The following is a 20,896-nucleotide window of genomic DNA, read 5'->3' as shown; positions in this document are numbered from 1 at the left end:
ACCTAACTCTTTGATTCTACAATGCCGCTGCGCAGAATCGAACTGCGGACCTTCTGATTACGAATCAACAACCCCTATTAATAAGGATATTCCGCCTTTCCTAATAATGCTTTTTAATATGCCCTGGTGGCATTGATTTACCATGCCAGCCTTCTTTTTTCCATGATGCCAACCTGGAGGAGTTTTGTGCTTATAATTGTGTTTATGCTGCTCCCAAGCAAACGCACTTGAGGTCACAAAGCTAATTGCTAGTATTAAGAAAATATTCATTATTCTTCTCATAATATCTTCCTTGATTAATTATGATAATAAACAGTATAGATTAATGAGTAATTATTTTTCAAATAAGGTAATATTAATTCCCTTTCTTCAAACAGCTACCTACTCATTGTTAATTTCACGTAACCCAACTAAGATATTAGGTTTATGCATACCATGAATCGATATTGCGTAGCTTTACTACCTGTAAGAAATACTGAGGCATTTATTTCGCTTTCACAACAGATACCCTTAGAAAAAGACTATCAATTAGGTTTAAACTCCTTACCTCATGTCACTATCTCTCAATTTTTATTAACGGAAAATAAATTAGCAAAACTTTGGGAAACAGTGATAGAAATGGATGTGCTCTCTTTAAATTTAACGTTTAAGGCCTTTAGCTGTATAACATTTGATAAGATAAATTTTTGGATATCCCTATTACCTACAAAAACAGAAGAGCTAAATAAATTACATACTAAATTGAATCCCATAGTAAATGTTCAATCATTTCGGCCATACGACCCTCATTTAACTTTGTTAAGTACTAAAGATCCTAACTATATCGGGAAAGCACATTCTATTTTAAAAAAGGATATTTTATTATCCGATGATTTTGTCATAGCGATTGGTAATTGCGATAAGCTTGGCCAATTTACGAATACCATCTACAAATTTGAACCTAGATAATCAATTAGCAAAAACCAAATACTCTAAAGCAACGCAATACTCTTGTAGATACTGTCCAAATATCATACGCTAATACCTAAACGCAGACATTAATACAGAAATATTCGGAGCGTGAAATGCTAGTTAGATACATTAAAAACAGTCTCCTTACCAAAAAAATTAATGAATTAGATGGTTCTAAGCTTCATGAAATCATGGATTTGATCCACTCGTTAAACCTAGCAGATCTGAATCACCCGTTTTTTCAAGCAGAAAACCACACGACCGAACCATGCAATCAATATGAACTGTATTTAACCTATGCCTATCTCTCCTACCTCTATATGAATAAGCAATTAACTTACCCCGGGGTGGAAGATAATTTACCAGGATTTTTAAGTAACATAGAAAGTCGGGAACAAGATGGGAGTAGCCTGCCCTTTCTTGATAAAGATGATTTTTTACAAAGTTATTTTATTCACATAGCCTTCCAGAGTTACCCTGAAAAAATTAAACTTTTTAACGCGAATCTCTCTGAAAACCAGAATCTGCTTCAAGAATATATTGACCAGCTTCATAAAGATTTTCCTATGGTCCCTAAAGATAGATTGAAGCAAATAATTGGCTCATTAACGGGTATTAATAGTATTTTTTTTAAAGTATCCGCTACGCGTGGCGATGATCCATTGCTTCATAGTACCATTAGACCAGGCGGATATATCAATGTGCGTTCAGCAACTCCATTTAATCATACACAAATAGTGCCATCCATTAGTTTTATCAAGGCGTTAGCACAAGAGTGTAACCCTGGCCACCAAGTAATAATGGAACCTATTTTTGGTCAAATTAATATCGATACACTCTATAAAGATTTTCATCAATGTAATTACCATCCAATTAGTCTCTATTCGACCTGGGTGAAGAGTAACTTAGTATCAGTACATAACACAGAAGGCTCAAAACTTAGCATCGCAATGCATGATGCCTATTACCACTATATGGCCTTATGCCGATTTGAGCCACAAGGCCTGGACTTCATCACTAAAGAATTGTGCCCTGCATTAAAAAACTTAGCAGATACTAAAAAACTTGCTATTAATAGCAGCGCGCTACTGTCAGCTCTTTTTGAAAAAATAAATGACTTTGCCACAACCCCCAATAGTACAGAAAAAGAAAGTGTATGGTCTTATATCAATAGTAGAATAGCCTATCCTCGTGGAAATTCAGAACAAGAACACTATCGACATAATCGGACTATTGATTTATTGGTCATGGCGATTCATTCGCTTATGCCAAAACAGGTATTTATCAAAACTCATTATCAAATAGACCTAAATATTTTATTAAATCAAATAGTGACTCGGCTAAGCATTAAGCCTTGGCCTGAGTCCGTTATTAGCTTATCAGACTTATTAAATTTAGTGGCAGAACACTCTATTAACGATGGGCTGCATGAATCTATTTCCGCCATTAATTTTTTATTGGGTAAACAAATCCCCGTTAGTGAAGAACTGGTTTTATTGCTCGTTCAACACAGTCATCGTCAATTAACATTGATTTTAAAAAATATAGTTACTCAATACGGCCCTGTTTTTTTTCAGCAACCGATTACCTTGATAAAAGAGAAAATAAATAGCTATCCGAATATGGAAGAACCATCAATTCCTGAATACATACGAACAGCGTACTTGCTTGAACAAACTCTTCCACTTATTAGTAAATCCGTTAAAAAACAAATACCTCAAGAAACCATTAACAGCATTATTGAAGAACTAGTTCCCATCTTTTTAAGTAGAGCTGATTTAACGCGTACCACAGCGCAACCAGTACGAGCTTATTTAGAACCATTTCAGCCCTTTTTAAACAGCCCCAGCTTTTTTATGTTTCTCGTCCATTTTAAAAAACTGAATTTCTGTTTTTCTATGAAAAACTGGCAAAACATAATCAATTATGGAGAGCTAGTAGGGTATGATTTTACATCTATTGTTAAAAATCTTTCATTGGTTACGTCTCAAAATATACATTTATTAACAAAAGAATTTCTGGATTTAATATTAGCTCCCCCCAGATACATACCATCTACTACCATGCCGTCATATCCAGACGAAATGCAAAAAATGCATGCACAGCATGCTATTGAAATTTTCGATTTCTTAGCGACAAAAATTCTCGAACGAATACCAACTCAAATAAACTTTTTCCACGAGAAACCTCCTTATTTGCAATTAACATTCCAACAATTACTATATGCCATCAACAGAGAAAATATTCCTCTGGAAACCCTCGCGCAGCTCAATGATGATATGGAGTTTCGCCTATTTTCGAAAAAAGAAGAATATAGTCCTATTATTGAACTATTCTGCTCGAAGCATGTGGAATGTCATATAAGATGTAACTAGTTATTCCTGATGCGATAAATAGAAAAGAATCACCTAAACTAATTTAGGTGATTTCTAGGTTTTTTGGATGACATGCTTAAGGCAAGTTAGGGGTAATTCATTGATGCTTGAGTTGCCCCGTGCTGTAGTAATAAGTTAGAAATGTCTTTCATATGCTCCGTTTCCGTGGTGACCGTTTCACTAAGCGATAAGGGAGTATGGTTGTGATCATCTCTCGCATTAACATCAAGCTTTGCATTTTCAAGTAACCATCGTACTAGCTCAGGATTACCCGATTTCACTGCATGGTGTAGGACGGTAAGCCCTTGATTATCAGTTAGGTCTGTTTTGGCTTGATGGTTGATAAGCATGGCAACAGCGTCAAGATTTCCAAGTTCTGCGGCTAACATTAATGGAGTTCTGCCTTGGATATCGGTTTCATTTAAATGCCCTGGGTATTTCAAGCATTTTTCCAAAATCATATTATTTGCTTGACGCGCTGCAAAGTGTAGTGGCTTCCAACCATTACCATCAGCCAAATCAGCGCTGTTTTCATTCAATAAAGAAGAAACAGCCTCCTCTTGGTTATTTAAAATAGCGGTATGTATTGGATAATGAGAGTGATTATTTTTTATATAAGCAAGTCGTGAATTACTAATTAATAGTTCATCAATTAAGTCATTAAAACCATTTAATGCCATTCGATGTAACACGGTTTCACCATTACTGTCTTGATGTTCTAATTGTTGATTTCCTTTATCGCGTAAGAGTTTAAAAATGGCTGCTTTATTCAATTTTAAATTTTCTAGATCATCATCAAGCATAGGCATGAATAGTGCACTGAAGATGGGGTATTGTTTTTGATTATTTAATACACATGTGTTTGCTCCTAAGCTAAGTAAGGCTTGTGTCGTATTTAGATAACCATTGCTGGCTGCACAATGCAGGGGAGTTAACCCGTTTTTATTAGGAGTATCGAGCATTTTGGGAGAAAGAGTTAACGAACGTAATACTTGATCAAAACCCATTAATACTAAGGCAAAGATTAAGTTCTCTCCCTCAAGATCGGGATTAGGTTTTTCCAAATCAGAGCCAAGCTTAGGAAGAATGAGCGCTAAATAAATTTCTGTTGCTTCTTCATATTGTTGATATTGCTCATACTCATCTCCTGAAAATTGTACATCAGTTGATACTGTATTTTGAAACCATGTTTTTAATAATCCCAATCGTTCATTTATGGGCTGATTATCATGAATACCTAACTCTTGACATAAAGTATTAAAATTCATTTTTTATTTCCTATCGTTAAAGTTTCATTCCCTGTGCTTTTTCCTGGACTGGCGCTTCCTCTTTAGGGGCTTTTGCCTCGCCAACCTGATCTACAAATTTGGCTTTGAAGTCTTTAAAGCTTTGTGCTGCTTTTTCTGTGTCCACCTTGCCATCTTGGGTTAAATTAACTTGTCCTCCTTTACCCCAATGACGATGAGATGCTAAAGCCTGCATGACGGGTTCTGACTTGCCTGATGTTAAAAATTGACAACGGTCCTCAATAGATAACTTCGACATAGCAGATTCAATGCGCGCAGCTTTAGCATTCATCCCTACAGTAAAAATACCTGCCCGGTCTCTAAGATCTTCAATGGCACTCCTTACCCCTTGCGCTGCTTTATCTGCTTTTAATGCCGCTACGGTCTGTTGTAATTCTGCTAGAATCGCTGGACGATCTTCTGGGGCGGCATTATTAATTTGCTGTTGTTTATTACGAATGAACTCGTTCATTTTTTCATCATTTTCACCGAACTTCAAGGCTTTAAGCTCCGTGAATACTGATTTAAACTCTGGATTATTTACCATAAAAAGGCGATCCAGAGCCTCTCTTACTTTCATACGTTCACTGGGATCAGGTTTTACTAAGCCTTCAACAATTTCTCTATATTCTTTACCCATAGGTCCTGAAAATCCAGGTCCATCAAACCGAAAATCTGCGGCATCATCCCCCTTCCCTATTCTACCTGAGGCATAGTAATATAAATTTTTACCTAGGATATAAGCATGTACCGCATCGGCGCTCACTGATGAATCATCAAGTTCAGGAGGCATAAAACCACCAGTTCGAAGCATTGAGCAATATTTATTTCCAGGCAACGCACCCTCTTTATATTGCTGTTTCTCATCGGTAAAAAGAAAACTTTTAGTGTCCGCAAGCTGAACTTTTCCATTGGCATCAACTAACCAGTTTGTAATTTTAGCATCAGGAAACATACATCTCGCCTCTTGAATATCTAGAAGCGTGCTTGTCATTTGCTCAAAAATTTTCCCCGTACTTTTTTGTAACTCTTGTTCGGTTAACAGGGTATTCCGGTGTTCATTAACACTACCACCTTTACAAAAATCAGTAACCAACATCGTTCGCGATACAAATTCACCTTCCGCATCATAACCACATACTTGTCTTTCTGCAGCAATTGGCGCAAAACTGCCAGGTATTTTTTCACGGAGATGTGCTTCCACATTTCGCGGCATATCAAGGCGGCAGTCTATTTTTAATACAGCCTCATTCCCATTATCTCGATTTACTACCTTAAAATTTTTAGAGTTCCCGCCTCCCAAATAGCTAACTTCATGATCACGTAAAAACTTACGAAAATTTATCGCCTCAGTACTAAAATCCTCCGTATCGTATAAACCATTAAGTTCGGCAGTTAAAAAAGGACTTTTACCTTTTATCAAAATACTCATCAGTTTGTCTGCTTTATCAGGAGCCATGTTGGCAATAACTTCTGAGAGTGGAGAAGAATTCTTTGGCTCTTTAATTAACGAAGGAGTTCCTAAACTGGCGTATTGGTACTTTATTTCATTAAAAAGCGCTGCATGCATCTCTTGATAACCAGGAGATCGGGCAAAATGTCTGGGGTTATACTTATACTCAACCTCTTGCATCTTGTCTTGTATTTGCTTCAAAATTTCTTTTTTTTCAAGATCGGGTATGTCTTTATTGTATTGATTTATTAGCGCATTGACGGCTTCCCTAAATTGAACCATCTCGTTAGCCGGCAATCGACCTGCATTAAACGGAGCAATTAATGCCATTGGTTTTTTAGCTGGTAATTCAGGTCCCCGCACAGCTCCGAATAATCTTGCTAGCATAGCAACCCTCTCTTTTTATCGCCTGATATATTAAGTATATGCCTTGGCAAAAAATAATGAGGGATTTAAGGGCTAATTGATTAATTTTTATTAATCAAAGAGGACTGTACTGCCTCTGTTGAAGGACTTTAAGGTATGGTGATCAAGAAAATCCTGCTTTCAAGCAATCAGGTTAAGTATTCTGCGAATGAGTCGTTCAATTTTATCTCCTAGAATTATCAATATAAGAGAGAAAATAAAAAGAGCTATGGTTAATATTTCTAGGATAATAAAATGCTTAAATCGTGGAATATCAAAATCTGTCTGAGTACCGGAGGTTATGTAGTTATTAATTTCCGAGGCCAGAAAACTAATTTCATTTAAATTTGTAGAATACAAATTTAAAAAATAAAGCTTATCATAGTTGCCTTTTAAATAGAGATGATAAATTACCTCATACCTTTTTCTTCGGGAATCCTCTTCTTGAACACCAGCCTGGGTAATGCGTGAAAGATGATAAGTATGTAAAGGAAACCTATAAAAACTAGCAGTTAACCGGCAATTAGTTAGAGCATCGGTGCTATCTCTATATTGGCAATGTAAATGATAATTTATAGGCCAATAGCCACCTAACGATAGGAGCAATAAAAATACCCCAATTATACGTTCATACATAATCGTAAATTTTATTTGTAATCCAGCCCCAACTTTTTAAGTACAAAAAAATTGATTACTGGAAAATAACAGAGTCTAATCGTATATAAGTTAGCTCTTTTTTTCCAGTGTATTCTAATTTCCACTTAGCTTCATTATACTAACCCGTGAATAAACAATAGATTAGGGATTATCATGTTTAAAAAGTTTTTATTATCTTTATTTGCAGTGAGCACCAGCTATGCTGGCACTATGGGATGTGCTAGAGATTCAGTAACCGTTCCCTGTGCAGAACAAGGATGGGAGATTGGAGGTGGGGCTTTGTATGCTAAGCCTTTTTCAAATTCACTCTTAAACCCTTATATAATAAGCGGTTTTATCAGCGCAGACAGTCAACACTATAGCAATCTTTCATCTCCTTGGGACTGGGGGTTTACCCTGACCGCAGGTTATTATTTTAATACCGGCAATGATATTAATGTGAACTGGCTACGCTTCATGGAAAACTACCGAGCCAGCAAAACAGCATTTTTCCCAGGCACTTCTGACGGCATTCCTGCATCCACAAATACGGAAGCGTTCCGGTTAAAACCTAGAATTGATGTTGTTAATATAGAAATGGCACAAAGTGCTGCATTGGGAAGTCAAACAGGTATCCGGCTTCATGGTGGTTTGCAATATGCGAATGGTCAAATCACTCGTCAGGTAGCAGCCTCTCAACAATTAGATAACGAGCCGGCATATTTATATCAAATCACCTCCTTAAATGCTAAATATGATGGTGTAGGCCCACGAATCGGTGGTAAGCTAACCCGCGCATTACCTTATAATTTATCTGTATTTGCTGAGGGGGCTACCTCTTTATTAATTGGAAAGGCACGAACTAAATTATCCGGTGAGTTTCGCAGCTCCAGGATTTATTCTATTAATAATTTTAGTGATGCAACGAGAATAGTTCCGGGGCTCGATATGAAAGTTGGCGCGAGTTATAAATTAAATATGAATACGGGACAACTCAATCTAACGGCAGGTTGGATGTTACTGCATTATTTCAATATGTATACAGAGTTACCGGGTGATGTTTTTAATCTTCAGACCACTCCAACTAGTCATGAATTTTCTTTAAATGGTCCATTCATTCAAGGAAAATGGGTTTCTAAAGCCTAAAGGACTATACAGCATGCCCGATGTTTTAATAAAGCTTAAAGCTTATTTACCAACAGGCATGCTGTGTCTGTTATTAGTTCTTGCCGTATTATGGCAAAGCACCCAAGACAATTTCATCTTAGGAATGAGCTATATACTGATTTTAATCTCAGTTATGCTTTATTTCGGTGCACAACGCCAGCAAATTAAGGGCGAGATCACTGCGGTACATATCCTACTGATTTTATGGTTCGCGTGGATTTGTATCCCTCCCCTACTCGGATGGGTACCTCCCAGTAGTTTATTTGGTATTTTTCAATGCAGTTTTTGGATCTTTATTTTTTTTATTTTTGATCAAGCAAAAACGTCCCTATGGAAGGTATTTTTTCATACCCTTTGGGTGCTTGGGGTAATAAATGCTTGTTATGCATTATTCCAATTTTTTATTTTAGACCAAATGCCCTGTGGTCTTTTTATGAGTAAAAATACAGCAGCAGCATTTTTTATGCTTACTCTATTAACCATTAACGGCCAATTTTTAACTCAGTCAGTAAAGAAAGAAACAAGTAAACATCATGTTTTTTACCTTTCTCTTTTAAGTATCAGCATTTTTATTTTATTAGTAGCTCTATTTGCAGCCTTCAGCCGCGGCGTACTAATCAGTTTAGTTAGTGGACTGCTGCTGCAATTCTGGCTGCTGCGTAAACTGATAATTAAAAAACGACTCTTAAGCTTTATCAGCTTATTGTTGCTTGCGCTCGGCATTTTAGCTCTGTTTGCCCAACCGGAAATTCAACATCGTCTAGTGCTTTTGCACCGAGAAAAATCTCGCTGGATCATTTGGCAAGGCGCCTGGTCTTTATGGCAGAGTAGTCCATGGTATGGGATCGGGATATTTAATTTCATGCATTTTTATCCTGCCTTTAGTCTTCCTGGTGACGGCTCTTTATTGCAATATGCTCATAATGATTTTTTACAATTACTAATCGAAACAGGCCTGCCAGGAGCCTTGATTTTATTAAGTATTTTAATCGTCATCGACTATCCTTTTATTCGCTACGGTTTACAACAAAAACAATTAGATGCAGAGCGCCATATTCGCTTAGTGGTTTGTTTTACGGCTTTGCTGAGTTTCACCCTTCATAGTGCGGTGGATTTTAATTTTTATGTTCCCAGCATGAATCTATTATTAGGATGTTATTTAGGCTGCTTGCATCGCCTACTAAAACAAGCGCAGCTTATTACTACGCGTCCAATTAACTTTTCAAACAGAAGTAAAAAAATAGCCAATAGCCTACTTGGCTTATCTTTTCTTTTTATAAGTATTAATTGGGGGCAGTTAGTGCTTATGAGCTATTATAATGCTCGCACAGAAGAAGCCATGCAAAAGAATGAATATCAGATTGCCTTAAAAGAAAATCAGCATGCATTAGCATTGAGAGAAACAGCGGAGCTTTACAGCCAGCGAGCAGATATTCTGTTGCAATTAGGCCAAAATGCGAAACGCGAAATTAAGCTCCATCAATTTACTAAGCTGGCTAATCAAGCCATAGACAAAGCTATGGCCATCAACCCTTTTTATGCTCATCCTTATGCCCAGCGCGCTTTAGCGCAATTATTACTAAATAATCCTCAGCAAGCTCAAGTCTTTTTTTACCAAGCAATGCGTAAAGATCCTCATAATAGTTTAAGTCGTCTGACTTTTTGCCGCTTATTAGTAGCTCAGCAAGAACTTAAAGAAGCACAGGAAATTTTAGAACAGGGTTTGAACTATCCTATACCCGCTGACCAAGCTGAGCTTTATTTAAATTATTTGGCAAAATTACGCTATGAGAATGGCGAACAACAGCGTGCCCTGATGGTGGTGGAACGTTTACAAAAGTTATCTTACTCTAATGAGGATTATAGTGATTTAGCTTAACTATCCTACTATGAGATATACAATTAGGGCTTATATAGCGATTTATGCTATAAATCCATCTCGTATGTGATAACAACCAGTCTAACGAGCTTCTATTATGAATCGCCCAATACTCTATACATTTAGGCGTTGCCCCTATGCCATCAGAGCAAGGATGGCGCTTGCCTATGCGAAAATAACCGTAACTCAGTATGAAGTGGATTTGAAAAATAAGCCCTTGGAATTACTGCAGTTATCGCCTAAAGGTACTGTTCCGGTCTTAGTTTTACAAAATAACCAAATTATCGACCAAAGCATTGATATTATGATGTGGGCATTAAAGCAATCGGATCCCGAAAATTGGTTAAATCCAGAGTTACAAACAGCGGGGAATGAGTTAATTCAGCAAAACGATACACAATTTAAACCTATTCTAGACCGTTATAAATATTCACCTGATCCAATGGTCGCCGACAGTTACCGGCAACAAGCCCATAGCTATCTTAAGCTATTAGATTCATTATTAATCTCCAGGCCTTATTTGCTTGCGACACACCGAAGCTTAGCTGACGTGGCCCTATTCCCTTTCATTAGACAATTTTGTATGGTGAATCAAGCCTGGTTTGCACAAAGCGAATACACACATTTACAAACCTGGCTCCATTCTTTTTTAGATTCCGAATTATTTCTTAAAGTAATGCAGAAAGTCTTATATTGACTGATTTGCTAAGAGTATCTAATTTTGACAAAACGCGTGAGGGCTTAGGATTATCAATAACCAGAACAATTTTGGATAACAAAATCTTCTTTTAAAATTTCGGAAAAATATAAAAGCCTGATTGCAAGCAACCAGGCTAAGTTACCATTTTTTATAAGTTCCATTGATTACTGATACTTAAATATGTTTTTTATAGTTTCGCCGCTAAAACCTCAGTCGGTTTATCAGGCAAAGCCACATAACTTTTTAAAGGCTTAAAAAATAACAATCGAGGTTGGCCACCAAATTTTGTAAACTCTTCCTGCTCCTGACGTTTCAAGGTCTTTTGTAAGATTCTTTTAGATCCTTCATTTTCAGGATGAACTGTGGCAACAATTTCTTTAATATTTTTTTCTAAAGTATCGTTCTTACTTTCAGAAATAATATGTTTAATAAATTTCTTCCCTAAAATGGCAAGTTCAGTTCCATAACCTTTTCCCCAAAAGTCTTGGTCAATAATATAAGCGATTTCGCTGACATTTGTATGACCAGTGCCTATATGGGTAAAATCATCAAAAGCATGTCTTATTTGAAGAAACCCCATAAATTTTTGAGTACTGGACTCATAAATTGAAAACACGGAAAACTTATTCCCCAAATTCCATTCCATTATTTCTTTTTGTATGAATTTCTTTACATCAGCAGGCTTCCATGCCTCTCCTGCGCCGAATAACTTTACATTTTCAGGGTTTTCTAAAAGATCGGTATATTTATCAATTAAATCGGACTCTTCTTCCTGATTTAAAGAACGTGCTACAAGCCGATTTGAAAAAATTGTATGCTGATTCAACTCACTTTTAACCAGAACATTACCCAGTTTTTTTGATGTATAAATTACTTCTTTCATGCCTGTTTCCTCAATTTATTTTTATTCAATTAATGACACCGTTTCACGTCTATATAAAGGAGTCTGTAATAAAAACTCACTGATGTTGTGTTTTACAATATCTTTAAGACTTCCATTATGGGCAAATACTCTCCGTTGTCGTTCTGAACTAGTTCCCGCCTCCATAATCATTTTCAAGGTAGAAAAGTATGTTTGATAATTGAATCGCTTGATATAAGGAGCTAATTTGTCAATCCATTCATGAATGTCTTCGCGCATTAACTTAGTTTTTCCCTCTGTATTCATTAATAATTCAGCATCTAAACCATAACGAATAGCTCTCCACTTATTTTCGCGAGAAAGCCAATAAGGAGGATACGCAACTGATTCTAACCAACTTCCATTATCAGCAAACCAATGAGCAAGTGTATGGATCAAAGCAACGAGGGCAAGTGTTTCTGCGAGAGTCGCCGCACCATCGCAGACACGAATTTCTAAAGTTCCAAAGCCAGGACTTGGCCTTAAATCCCACCACAAGTCTTTAAGTGAGTTGATTGAACCACATAACTTTAATGTCCGATATAAACTTTCAAAATCGTTCCAGGTACGAACATGATAAGGCTGGCCTGCTGTAGGTAATGCCTCATAGGTCGTTGGCCTGTAAGCGGCAAGCCCTGTATCAATTCCTTGCCAAAAAGGTGAGCTTGAAGAAAGAGCTAATAAATGAGGCAAAAAATACATAAAGAAATTATTAAATCGAATACATTCTTCCCCACTAGACATACCCAGATGTACATGTAAACCATATACACTCATACGGCGTGTAAGCCATTGATTACGATCAATTAGCTCCTGATAACGGGTGGTAGGAGAAACCTCCCAATCAGCATATTTAGAAAATGGATGAGAACCTGTTGCTGAAAATAGAATTCCTAAATCTTTTGTTGCATCTTGAAGTGATAAAAGTGTTTTATAAAGATCATCTTCAACCTCTTGCGCAGAATGACATTTATCCGTATTCACTTCAATGGTGCTTAAATAAAACTCCGGTTTAATTTTTTCAAGATGAGCTGTAGCATCTAAAACCTCAGCTGCTCTTGAGCATAAATTATAATCCTCAGCATTAATGAGTTGCAGCTCTATTTCTACTCCTAACGTTAAAACACCATTACTTTTAAAATAAATTTCTTCCTGATCCGAGGTGTACGTCAATTGCGAAGCATTCTTGTTAAAAAGGTGATTAATTTGATTATCCATCGATAACCCTCCTTTGTTTTATTATTTTAGAGAGTGCTAGTAATTGAGTTACTACTTTTGAGGATATTCTCATAGTTGATATTGAATACTTAAATACTATAAATAACACTCTTATTTTTATTTCTGTTGATATAATTCGTATTCAAACCATTTTTTATAGTAAAGGCTAAGTTAATTTTTTTCAACCTTTGATAAATTTGGATGGGTTTGACTTACCTAATTGGAAGTAACTATTTTTGTTAAGGCTTCTATAGTTTGCATAGCCACTTAGATATAATGGAGGACCTTAACATCCAGGCAATTACAAATTTATGAGTGATACTCCTCAAAGAGTTGATAAGGTTACAAATCAGCCTGATCAACGTTCTAAAACTATTATCCTTGCTGTGCGCAAAATTATGCAGCAAATGGATTATCATTCACGAAAATTGAATAAACATTATGGCCTAACAGTGCCTCAAGTTATTTGTTTATATGAAATTTATGAGAATGGAATGATGACCATCTCTTCGCTTTCTAAGCGGGTCTATTGCTCAATGAGTACTCTAGTGGGGGTTATTGATCGTTTAGAAGAGAAAAACCTGGTGAGCCGAACTCGAGATCTTAAAGACAGACGCAGCATTTATATTAATATAACACCAAAAGGTAAAGAGTTTGTGCAAGAAGCTCCTTACCTTTTACATAATCGATTAAATGAAAATCTTCAGGCTTTGACTGAGCAAGAGCAACATGTTATTGCAAACTCTCTCGACCTTCTCATCAATCTTTTACGAGAGATTTGAATTAAGCTCATGATAATAGCTTCCATACAAATAAGCTATTTGCATTATCATTGACTGCAGCAAAGCGTGTTTTATTACCCACTGTTTCCAGATTTAAACCGAATGCAGCACCCGCATTTGCATCGAGGGTAATTTCTTTAACAAATTCACCTCTAGGGGTGAATTCAGTTAATGCACTGAAATGGTTTGGGTCCGGATTAATCACATCATTATTCGTGACTATGAGGTCCCCATTTGGAGCCATTGTCATTGCAAGTGGGCCATGAAGATAGCGTTTACTGGAAAAAACTCCTACTCCTTTACCTTCATCATTCGTTGCTGTACTCGCATGATATAGTGCAAATATCTTGTTATCCATAGTGGAGGCAACATATAAGATATCTTTTTTACTATCATAAACTAAGCCCGTAGGAGCATTCACAAAAGTTACAGCGTCACACTCATGCTTGTATCCTGATGCAATTTTCGTTTTACTGAAAATAGTAATGCCATTTAGGCCCACAACGAAGTCAAAGCGCACTATCGTTCCGGTAAGCGCATTGGCAATAAATAGTTTCCCGGTATCTTCTTGATCAACAAGCACGGAATCCCAAGGGCCATTAATAAATTCAGGGTCCTCTATTTTTTGAACTTGAAGTCCTTGATTATTGATTACTCTTATTGAACCATTTGTTGCCGTAGCACAAGATCCATCAGAAGTAGGGAAACTCCCTACTAAGACAAAGCCTTTTTTTAATACATTTAAAGCGGTTGTAAGCCCTGGAGAACCACTGCCTTGAAAAAATAATGAACGAGTATCATTTTCAGAAATACTGACAATGGTACTCCCTTTTCCTTGAAGATTTTGGTTGTCATTAAAATTAGAAACTAAGATATCTCCTGGTTTTATAGCTCCTTCCGGAAATCCTTCAGGAACAAAAGCAACGCCATAGGGATTTAAGTCACCATTTTCAGGTATCGTGGATATAACATGTACCTGCGGAGGAAGAAATATAGTTTTTAGGTTATTTATCTCTTTAGCATCACTTAACCCTGGCAGTAACAAACCGATCTGTAGGGTGCATATAAATCTAATTAACGCCCTTGTTGCCTTTTTTTTTATCATCATAAAATCTCCTTTTTATCCAAAAATGAGAGTATATTGATCTCAATTGAATCACTATCGGTATTTTCCTTTAGTTGATTCTGGTTAAAAGGAGCCTAAAAGATATGATATGTTATTAAGTGCTTAGGCGTTAATGATAATAAATCCTCGATATATTTCATTATCTTTGGTATTTACTGCACTCCATAAATCGTCTACCGTTACCCAGTAAGCAGGATATTTATATCGTGCTACATCAAGGATTAAGAATTGATCTGTTTTTTCATCATAGGCAGCGATTGGGGAGTGATGCCCATCTCCCTGCTGTTGCAGTGCGGATCTTAGAAAATTAACAATAATAAATTGCTGATTTAACAGGGCATTTTTCAACAAGGACCTAAACTCGTCCTTGGAGAGATCATTAGCAAAAAATACCTCGCTATTTAACCCAAAGCGTTTAATTACCATGTTTAATCTACTTAAACTAATCCCTTCTTTTTGCACTTCCTCAGGGGTAATAACTTGCCGTACTTGCTCATTAAAAAAATCTTCTTGTGTGAAATAATGATAAGGCGCATGCTGAAAATCAATTGGTGCAGCCAGGCCTGATGAATTTAATACCATAACCGCACTGGCAATTCCGCAATATGTAACTGTTTTTTGTGTAGTGAAATGCTCAAGAAGCTTTAGTAAGTTCTGATTTATATTTTTGCGAAAAAGCACCATTCCAGGCTTACTTGATATATCGATTAAATTATCTGGCAAGGGTTCAACTGCGTAACATTCTGTAATAAAAGCGAATATAAAACCTAAGCATGCGAACTTTAATTTCATAAAATAAGCTTCCTGGTAAGACATCGAAAACCAATTATATCGTTAATTTGTGAGATCTAATGGTATTATGGACTGAACTGATTTTAAAAAACCAATTGTAGCACAATAATTATTAATATGGGCATAAAACACGCAGAACCCAGCTTCCTTGTTTTGCAAACTGGTTTTAGCTAAATTAAAAATAAAAATTTATTTTTATCAAAAAGTTATGGATAATTTTGAAGGCATTTTTTAATGATGTTTTCAGATTACATAGGGATTTAATTAGATTATGAAGCTGGGGTAATTTCCCCAGCTTCATAAGAAGATAATTAATCTTTTACTTCACATGTTATTTTAGTGCAATCACGGCAATTTTCAGCTGCAAAAGCGAAGGCTTTTGCTGCAGAGTTTTGAGTATTTGCCATTTTATCATCTGCAGATTTATCAGAGGGATTGTCACTACTGCTCGCATTTGTTGTGCAAATCCATTTTGAGTCCATACTTGTTTGAGTTGCAGCAAAACTAATAGATGAGCCTAAAATAAAAAAACCTATAATTAACTTTTTCATGATATTTCCTTATTAAATAGTTAGTTATTAGTGTCTTGTTTGATCCTGAAAATCTTCAACTGCTTTTTTAGCTTCGTCTTTAGAATAACCATAATGTTTTTGAAGTTTACCAAAAATTTCCTGATGGTTTCCTTCAATTACTTTAAAGTCATCATCTGTTAATTTACCCCAGGTTTGTTTCATTTTGCCTTTTAGTTCTTCCCACTTTCCTTCAAATATGTCCTTGTTCATTTTCCTTCTCCATAATTGTTTTCATCTAAAAATGTAGAGCAAATCATTAAAAAGATCCAATTTTAATTATGAATTTTCTAGACTAATAATTCTTATTTATTATGAAATTTATTGATTTTATTATGAAGTTATCTTTAGAAAATTTAAGAATTTTATATGTATATTAGATTAAGATATTCAACTTAAGAATACTAGAAATATTAAAAGGGCTTTTAGCCCTTTTAATAAGCTCCTATTATTACAAATTCATAAAAGAAATTATACCAACAATAAAATTATTAAAATAAGCAGAAGTAGCCCCAATCCACCACTGGGATAATAGCCCCAATCTCTGCTATAAGGCCAATGAGGAAGCGCACCAACTACGAGCAAAATTAATATAATGAGTAGAATTAAGTGCATAATAAAACTCCTTTTAAAGCTTAAAAATTATACATCCCACTTTTATATTAGCTTTATTTTATAATCTTTTAAAATATTAGGATTTAGATTGGCCTTTAGAAAATAATTTTGTTATCTATAGCGATTATTTAGTAGGCAAATAAATTTAATACTTTCAGCCTGTTGTAAAAAATAAAATCTCAAGGCATCGAATTTGGTTATACTATGTAAGATAACGGACTGTTGTAATTAAAAATCGATGTAAAAGATAATATTAAGGGACACAATATGATCAAAGGTTCTGAGCTCTTAGTGGCCGCATTGGAAAATGAAGGTGTTGAATACATTTTTGGGATTCCTGGGGAAGAAAATCTTGATGTAGTTGAAGCATTACGTACCTCCTCCATCAAATTGGTATTAACGCGACACGAACAAGCTGCCGCATTTATGGCGGCCACCTATGGCAGGTTAACTGGAAAACCCGGCGTTTGTATTACCACTCTGGGACCTGGGGCACTGAATCTTACTACGGGTGCAGCCTATGCCTTACTTGGGGCGATGCCAATGATTATGATTACAGGACAAAAAGGCGTTTTATCCTCGCACCAGGGCCGTTTTCAAATAGTAAATACTGTGGCAACAATGCAACCACTTACTAAGATGTCACGGCAAATTGTTTCTCCCTCGATGATACCTACGCTCGTACGCGAGGCATTTCATCTTGCTCAAGAAGAAACCCCTGGTCCTGTTTATTTAGAACTTCCTGAAGACATCGCTGCGGAACGAAGTAAAAAAGTTAGCCTCATCCCACCGCATCCTATTGAATATCCTATTGCCAATGAACAAGCTCTAAATCGCGCAGCAGAAATGATCATGCAGGCTAAACGCCCTCTGGTCATGTTGGGTGCTGCAGCCTCAAGACCCAGAGCCACTAATGCTCTTGCCGATTTTATTTTGCGTACTAAGCTTCCCTACTTTACGACTCAAATGGGTAAAGGGACGGTTTCTGGAGCTACAGAGTATTACATGGGAACCGCAGCTCTTTCCGCACGAGATTACGTTCATGAAGCAATCGAGCAAGCAGATCTGATTATTACTATTGGTCATAGTACTGTAGAAAAGCCTCCATTTATTATGGAAGGAACAAAGCTTAAAGTAATTCATGTCGGATATCAGTCAGCAACTGTGGAGCAAATCTATTTTCCACAAGCAGAAGTTATTGGGGATATGGGGCCTTCTTTAAAACTGCTTGCGGATAAGATCGAAGGGAAAATCCCTCATGCAAATACGCTACTGCCCTTACGCGAAGGTATTTTGAGTAAAATTACTGCTCGGGCTACAGAAGACCGCTTCACCCCACAGCGAATGGTTTATGACATTCGTCAAGTAATGCCTCATGATGGAATTCTTGCTTTAGATAATGGCATGTATAAAATTTGGTTTGCACGAAATTATCGAACCCAAATGGCCAATACTCTGCTACTTGATAATGCACTTGCCACCATGGGTGCAGGACTGCCCTCGGCAATTATGGCTTCACTTTTGTACCCAAATCGCCGCGTAATGGCAGTTTGCGGCGACGGTGGTTTTATGATGAATTGCCAAGAATTAGAAACGGCTGTTCGACTTAAATTAAACCTGGTAGTACTCATTATTGAGGATAATGCTTTTGGAATGATACGTTGGAAACAAGCCGTGGATCAGTTCCCCGATTTTGGCATGACCTTTACCAATCCTGACTTCGTCAAATATGCTGAAGCTTATGGAGCACGTGGTACCCGGGTGGAATCGATCGAAGCCTTTCAATCGATTCTGGAGGATGCGTTTACGACTGGTGGTGTTCAGCTTATCATTTTCCCAATTGATTATTCTGAAAATAAACGCGTTCTTGTTGATGAATTACAGCAACGACTTCCCCCAGTTAAAAAGGGAACCTAATCATGAAAAAAACACTTCAAGTAGTCCATGCATTTGATCGCAGCTTAATTAAGGAAATTCCTGCTGATGGGGCCGAAGCTTTGGAAGCAAAATTAAACACAGCAATATCTGCTTTGGATAATCGCAATAATTGGCTTAAGCCTCACGAGCGAATGGCCATATTGAAACGCACCGCCCAATTATTGGCTTCCCAACAAGAGCGATTTACTCGATTAATCGCCCAAGAAGGAGGAAAACCCTATACCGATGCAGCTATTGAAGTAACTCGAGCAATTGATGGACTAAATGATGCCGCTGAGGAATTACGCCATTTTTCCGGTAAAGAAATTCCTATGGGGCTCACGCCCGCAAGCGATAATCGTTGGGCCTTTACGATTAAAGAACCAATTGGTGTTGTCGCGGCTATTTCAGCATTTAACCATCCATTAAATCTTATTATCCATCAGGTAGCTCCAGCAATTGCCGTGGGATGCCCCGTGATTATTAAGCCGGCAGTGCCTACTCCTTTATGCTGTATAGAACTGGTGAAATTATTACGCGAAGCAGGTCTTGCTGAACAATGGTGCCAGACTTTTATTACGGATGACAATAATTTAGCAGAACAGTTGGCAACCAATGAACGCATTGCCTTTTTAAGCTTTATTGGTTCTGCTAAAGTAGGTTGGTATTTGCGCAGTAAGCTTGCCCCTGGAACGCGTTGCGCCTTGGAGCATGGAGGCGCGGCGCCTGTAATTGTAGATCGTAGCGCTAATTTAGAAAAAACCATTCCATCCCTAGTTAAAGGTGGGTATTACCATGCAGGCCAGGTTTGTGTCTCTGTACAGCGAATTTTTGTTCACAAGGAAATTATTGAATTGTTTATGGAGAAATTTGTTGAACAAGTCAAATCACTCCGTGTTGGTGACCCGGAGCATAAGGAAACTGAAGTAGGACCTCTGATTCATCCACGTGAAGCAGATCGCATCACTTCCTGGATTAATGAAGCAGTAACTCTAGGAGCCCAATTGTTTGGTGGAGGACGTCTTTCCGAAACTACATTAATTCCAGCAGTATTATTGAATCCACCTGCTGATGCTAAGGTATCGCAGTTGGAAATTTTTGGGCCTGTAACCTGTGTTTACACCTATGACGATCTTGAGGAGGCGATAAAAATTGCAAACTCAATACCATTCGCCTTTCAAGCCAGTATCTTTTCAGAAAGCCTAACGCCAGCTTTAAGAGCTGCTGAATGCCTTAACGCATCAGCAATTCTTATTAATGATCATACGGCCTTTCGCACTGATTGGATGCCCTTTGCTGGATTAAAACAATCAGGATATAGTACCGGTGGCATTCCCTGGACAATGAGGGATATGTCTCAGGAAAAAATGATCGTGTTGAAAAGAGATTAAAATACTAGGCAAAATTAATGCTGCCTGGTTGTAAGAGATTCTTGCCCGCATCCCGCTCTCCTCGCAGGATGAAGGATGCAGCGTCAGTTGCAAGCAATCAGGCTATTATCTAAAATTAATCTTGAATCATCACATCAATGCCCCATTTAGAAAATCGCTTGTTACGGCTGGATGGCGTGCACTACATACTCAAAATAATGTGTATTTTTTGGAATAAATTTAATAGGGAATTTTCATGAATCAATTAATTACTAAGTGCCTTATTTCGAAAAAGAAAAATGTTACGCATACAGAATTAAATAATGAAATTACAGTCTTAGAACCTACCACTCAATCTTATTTTAACTTAAACCCTGTAGGGGCAAAGCTGTGGCCGCTTTTCGATAAGCCAGGCAAGTCAATGGAAGAGGTGATTCAATTTTTAAGGCACGAATATCCGGTTGAATGGCTAAAAGCAGCAGATGAAGCACTTACCTTTATTCAAACGATGGTTAATCACAATATTCTTGCTGTTGAGCCATGTGATGAAGTTGTTCCCGAGATCGCATAAACAGAGACACTGACTGGGGAAGAGTACATGTTTGTGCCTTCCCAGAACAATTTAATTTTTTCTAATCTCTTAAACTTGTTTTCCAAAAATACAGCGCTTTGTTACCTGTCAATAATTCCGTAATCTAAGGTAACTAAAAATCACTAAAAAATGGACAACTTCATAATATCATGATGCTTAATC

20 protein-coding genes are annotated in these 20,896 nt (G+C 37.0%); 9 read left to right on the top strand and 11 right to left on the bottom strand.

Annotated elements, in window-relative coordinates:
- Positions 1-57: 57 nt before the first annotated feature.
- Complete coding sequence (locus BN3124_RS10015) at positions 58-282, bottom strand: hypothetical protein (protein WP_149865244.1); 225 nt, start codon at positions 280-282, stop codon at positions 58-60.
- Positions 283-426: 144 nt separating this feature from the next.
- Here BN3124_RS10015 and BN3124_RS10010 point away from each other — a divergent pair, with 144 nt between their 5' ends.
- Together BN3124_RS10010 and BN3124_RS10005 are read left to right on the top strand one after the other, a co-directional pair.
- Positions 427-948 carry a hypothetical protein gene (locus BN3124_RS10010; RefSeq protein WP_058534666.1) on the top strand — a complete coding sequence of 174 codons (522 nt, stop codon included), beginning with the start codon at positions 427-429 and terminating at the stop codon, positions 946-948.
- 116 nt (positions 949-1,064) lie between these two features.
- Positions 1,065-3,326, top strand: a complete 2,262-nt coding sequence (locus tag BN3124_RS10005) for a hypothetical protein (protein ID WP_058534665.1) — start codon at positions 1,065-1,067, stop codon at positions 3,324-3,326.
- 86 nt (positions 3,327-3,412) lie between these two features.
- Here the strand turns inward: BN3124_RS10005 and BN3124_RS10000 are convergent, their stop codons facing one another.
- The 3 genes from BN3124_RS10000 to BN3124_RS09990 all read right to left on the bottom strand — a co-directional run bounded on the left by BN3124_RS10000 (position 3,413) and on the right by BN3124_RS09990 (position 7,106).
- Positions 3,413-4,594, bottom strand: a complete 1,182-nt coding sequence (locus BN3124_RS10000; protein WP_058534664.1) for an ankyrin repeat domain-containing protein — start codon at positions 4,592-4,594, stop codon at positions 3,413-3,415.
- A 16-nt stretch (positions 4,595-4,610) separates the two neighbouring features.
- Positions 4,611-6,452 (bottom strand): hypothetical protein, encoded by a 1,842-nt coding sequence (locus BN3124_RS09995; RefSeq protein WP_058534663.1) that lies wholly within the window; start codon positions 6,450-6,452, stop codon positions 4,611-4,613.
- Positions 6,453-6,611: 159 nt separating this feature from the next.
- Positions 6,612-7,106 (bottom strand): DUF2970 domain-containing protein, encoded by a 495-nt coding sequence (locus tag BN3124_RS09990; protein WP_058534662.1) that lies wholly within the window; start codon positions 7,104-7,106, stop codon positions 6,612-6,614.
- Positions 7,107-7,280: 174 nt separating this feature from the next.
- Here BN3124_RS09990 and BN3124_RS09985 point away from each other — a divergent pair, with 174 nt between their 5' ends.
- The 3 genes from BN3124_RS09985 to BN3124_RS09975 all read left to right on the top strand — a co-directional run bounded on the left by BN3124_RS09985 (position 7,281) and on the right by BN3124_RS09975 (position 10,849).
- Complete coding sequence (locus BN3124_RS09985) at positions 7,281-8,252, top strand: Lpg1974 family pore-forming outer membrane protein (RefSeq protein WP_058534661.1); 972 nt, start codon at positions 7,281-7,283, stop codon at positions 8,250-8,252.
- A gap of 13 nt (positions 8,253-8,265) precedes the next feature.
- Positions 8,266-10,152 (top strand): O-antigen ligase family protein, encoded by a 1,887-nt coding sequence (locus BN3124_RS09980; RefSeq protein ID WP_058534660.1) that lies wholly within the window; start codon positions 8,266-8,268, stop codon positions 10,150-10,152.
- Positions 10,153-10,249: 97 nt separating this feature from the next.
- The gene (locus BN3124_RS09975) at positions 10,250-10,849 is read left to right on the top strand and encodes a glutathione S-transferase (protein ID WP_058534659.1); all 600 of its coding nucleotides are present in this window, start codon (positions 10,250-10,252) and stop codon (positions 10,847-10,849) included.
- A gap of 190 nt (positions 10,850-11,039) precedes the next feature.
- On the opposite strand, the gene BN3124_RS09970 is transcribed toward BN3124_RS09975, so the two are convergent.
- Positions 11,040-11,735, bottom strand: a complete 696-nt coding sequence (locus BN3124_RS09970; protein ID WP_058534658.1) for a GNAT family N-acetyltransferase — start codon at positions 11,733-11,735, stop codon at positions 11,040-11,042.
- Between the two features lie 21 nt (positions 11,736-11,756).
- Positions 11,757-12,971, bottom strand: coding sequence for a carboxylate-amine ligase (locus tag BN3124_RS09965; RefSeq protein ID WP_058534657.1), 1,215 nt, complete (start codon positions 12,969-12,971; stop codon positions 11,757-11,759).
- 311 nt (positions 12,972-13,282) lie between these two features.
- Between BN3124_RS09965 and BN3124_RS09960 the strand changes: the two genes are divergently transcribed.
- Positions 13,283-13,753 (top strand): MarR family winged helix-turn-helix transcriptional regulator, encoded by a 471-nt coding sequence (locus tag BN3124_RS09960; RefSeq protein ID WP_058534656.1) that lies wholly within the window; start codon positions 13,283-13,285, stop codon positions 13,751-13,753.
- A 7-nt stretch (positions 13,754-13,760) separates the two neighbouring features.
- On the opposite strand, the gene BN3124_RS09955 is transcribed toward BN3124_RS09960, so the two are convergent.
- The 5 genes from BN3124_RS09955 to BN3124_RS16870 all read right to left on the bottom strand — a co-directional run bounded on the left by BN3124_RS09955 (position 13,761) and on the right by BN3124_RS16870 (position 16,855).
- Positions 13,761-14,861 (bottom strand): NHL repeat-containing protein, encoded by a 1,101-nt coding sequence (locus BN3124_RS09955; protein WP_058534655.1) that lies wholly within the window; start codon positions 14,859-14,861, stop codon positions 13,761-13,763.
- A gap of 120 nt (positions 14,862-14,981) precedes the next feature.
- Positions 14,982-15,671, bottom strand: a complete 690-nt coding sequence (locus BN3124_RS09950) for a phytochelatin synthase family protein (RefSeq protein ID WP_058534654.1) — start codon at positions 15,669-15,671, stop codon at positions 14,982-14,984.
- 311 nt (positions 15,672-15,982) lie between these two features.
- Positions 15,983-16,222, bottom strand: a complete 240-nt coding sequence (locus tag BN3124_RS09945) for a hypothetical protein (RefSeq protein ID WP_058534653.1) — start codon at positions 16,220-16,222, stop codon at positions 15,983-15,985.
- A 27-nt stretch (positions 16,223-16,249) separates the two neighbouring features.
- On the bottom strand, positions 16,250-16,453 hold the full coding sequence (locus BN3124_RS09940) for a CsbD family protein (protein WP_058534652.1): 204 nt from the start codon (positions 16,451-16,453) through the stop codon (positions 16,250-16,252).
- A 258-nt stretch (positions 16,454-16,711) separates the two neighbouring features.
- Positions 16,712-16,855 carry a DUF3309 family protein gene (locus BN3124_RS16870; RefSeq protein ID WP_078061536.1) on the bottom strand — a complete coding sequence of 48 codons (144 nt, stop codon included), beginning with the start codon at positions 16,853-16,855 and terminating at the stop codon, positions 16,712-16,714.
- Between the two features lie 267 nt (positions 16,856-17,122).
- Between BN3124_RS16870 and BN3124_RS09935 the strand changes: the two genes are divergently transcribed.
- The 3 genes from BN3124_RS09935 (at position 17,123) to BN3124_RS09925 (ending at position 20,713) form a co-directional block, all read left to right on the top strand.
- A complete protein-coding gene (locus BN3124_RS09935) occupies positions 17,123-18,772 on the top strand; it encodes an acetolactate synthase large subunit (RefSeq protein WP_058534651.1) in 1,650 nt (549 codons plus the stop codon).
- Positions 18,773-18,774: 2 nt separating this feature from the next.
- Positions 18,775-20,163, top strand: coding sequence for an aldehyde dehydrogenase family protein (locus tag BN3124_RS09930; protein WP_058534650.1), 1,389 nt, complete (start codon positions 18,775-18,777; stop codon positions 20,161-20,163).
- Between the two features lie 235 nt (positions 20,164-20,398).
- A complete protein-coding gene (locus tag BN3124_RS09925; RefSeq protein WP_058534649.1) occupies positions 20,399-20,713 on the top strand; it encodes a PqqD family protein in 315 nt (104 codons plus the stop codon).
- The last annotated feature ends 183 nt before the right edge of the window (positions 20,714-20,896 follow it).

Origin of the sequence: Legionella saoudiensis, from assembly GCF_001465875.1 — a bacterium.
Taxonomy (GTDB): Bacteria; Pseudomonadota; Gammaproteobacteria; order Legionellales; family Legionellaceae; genus Legionella; species Legionella saoudiensis.
Note: the sequence above shows the minus strand (reverse complement) of the source record. Positions and strands in the feature narration are given on the sequence as shown.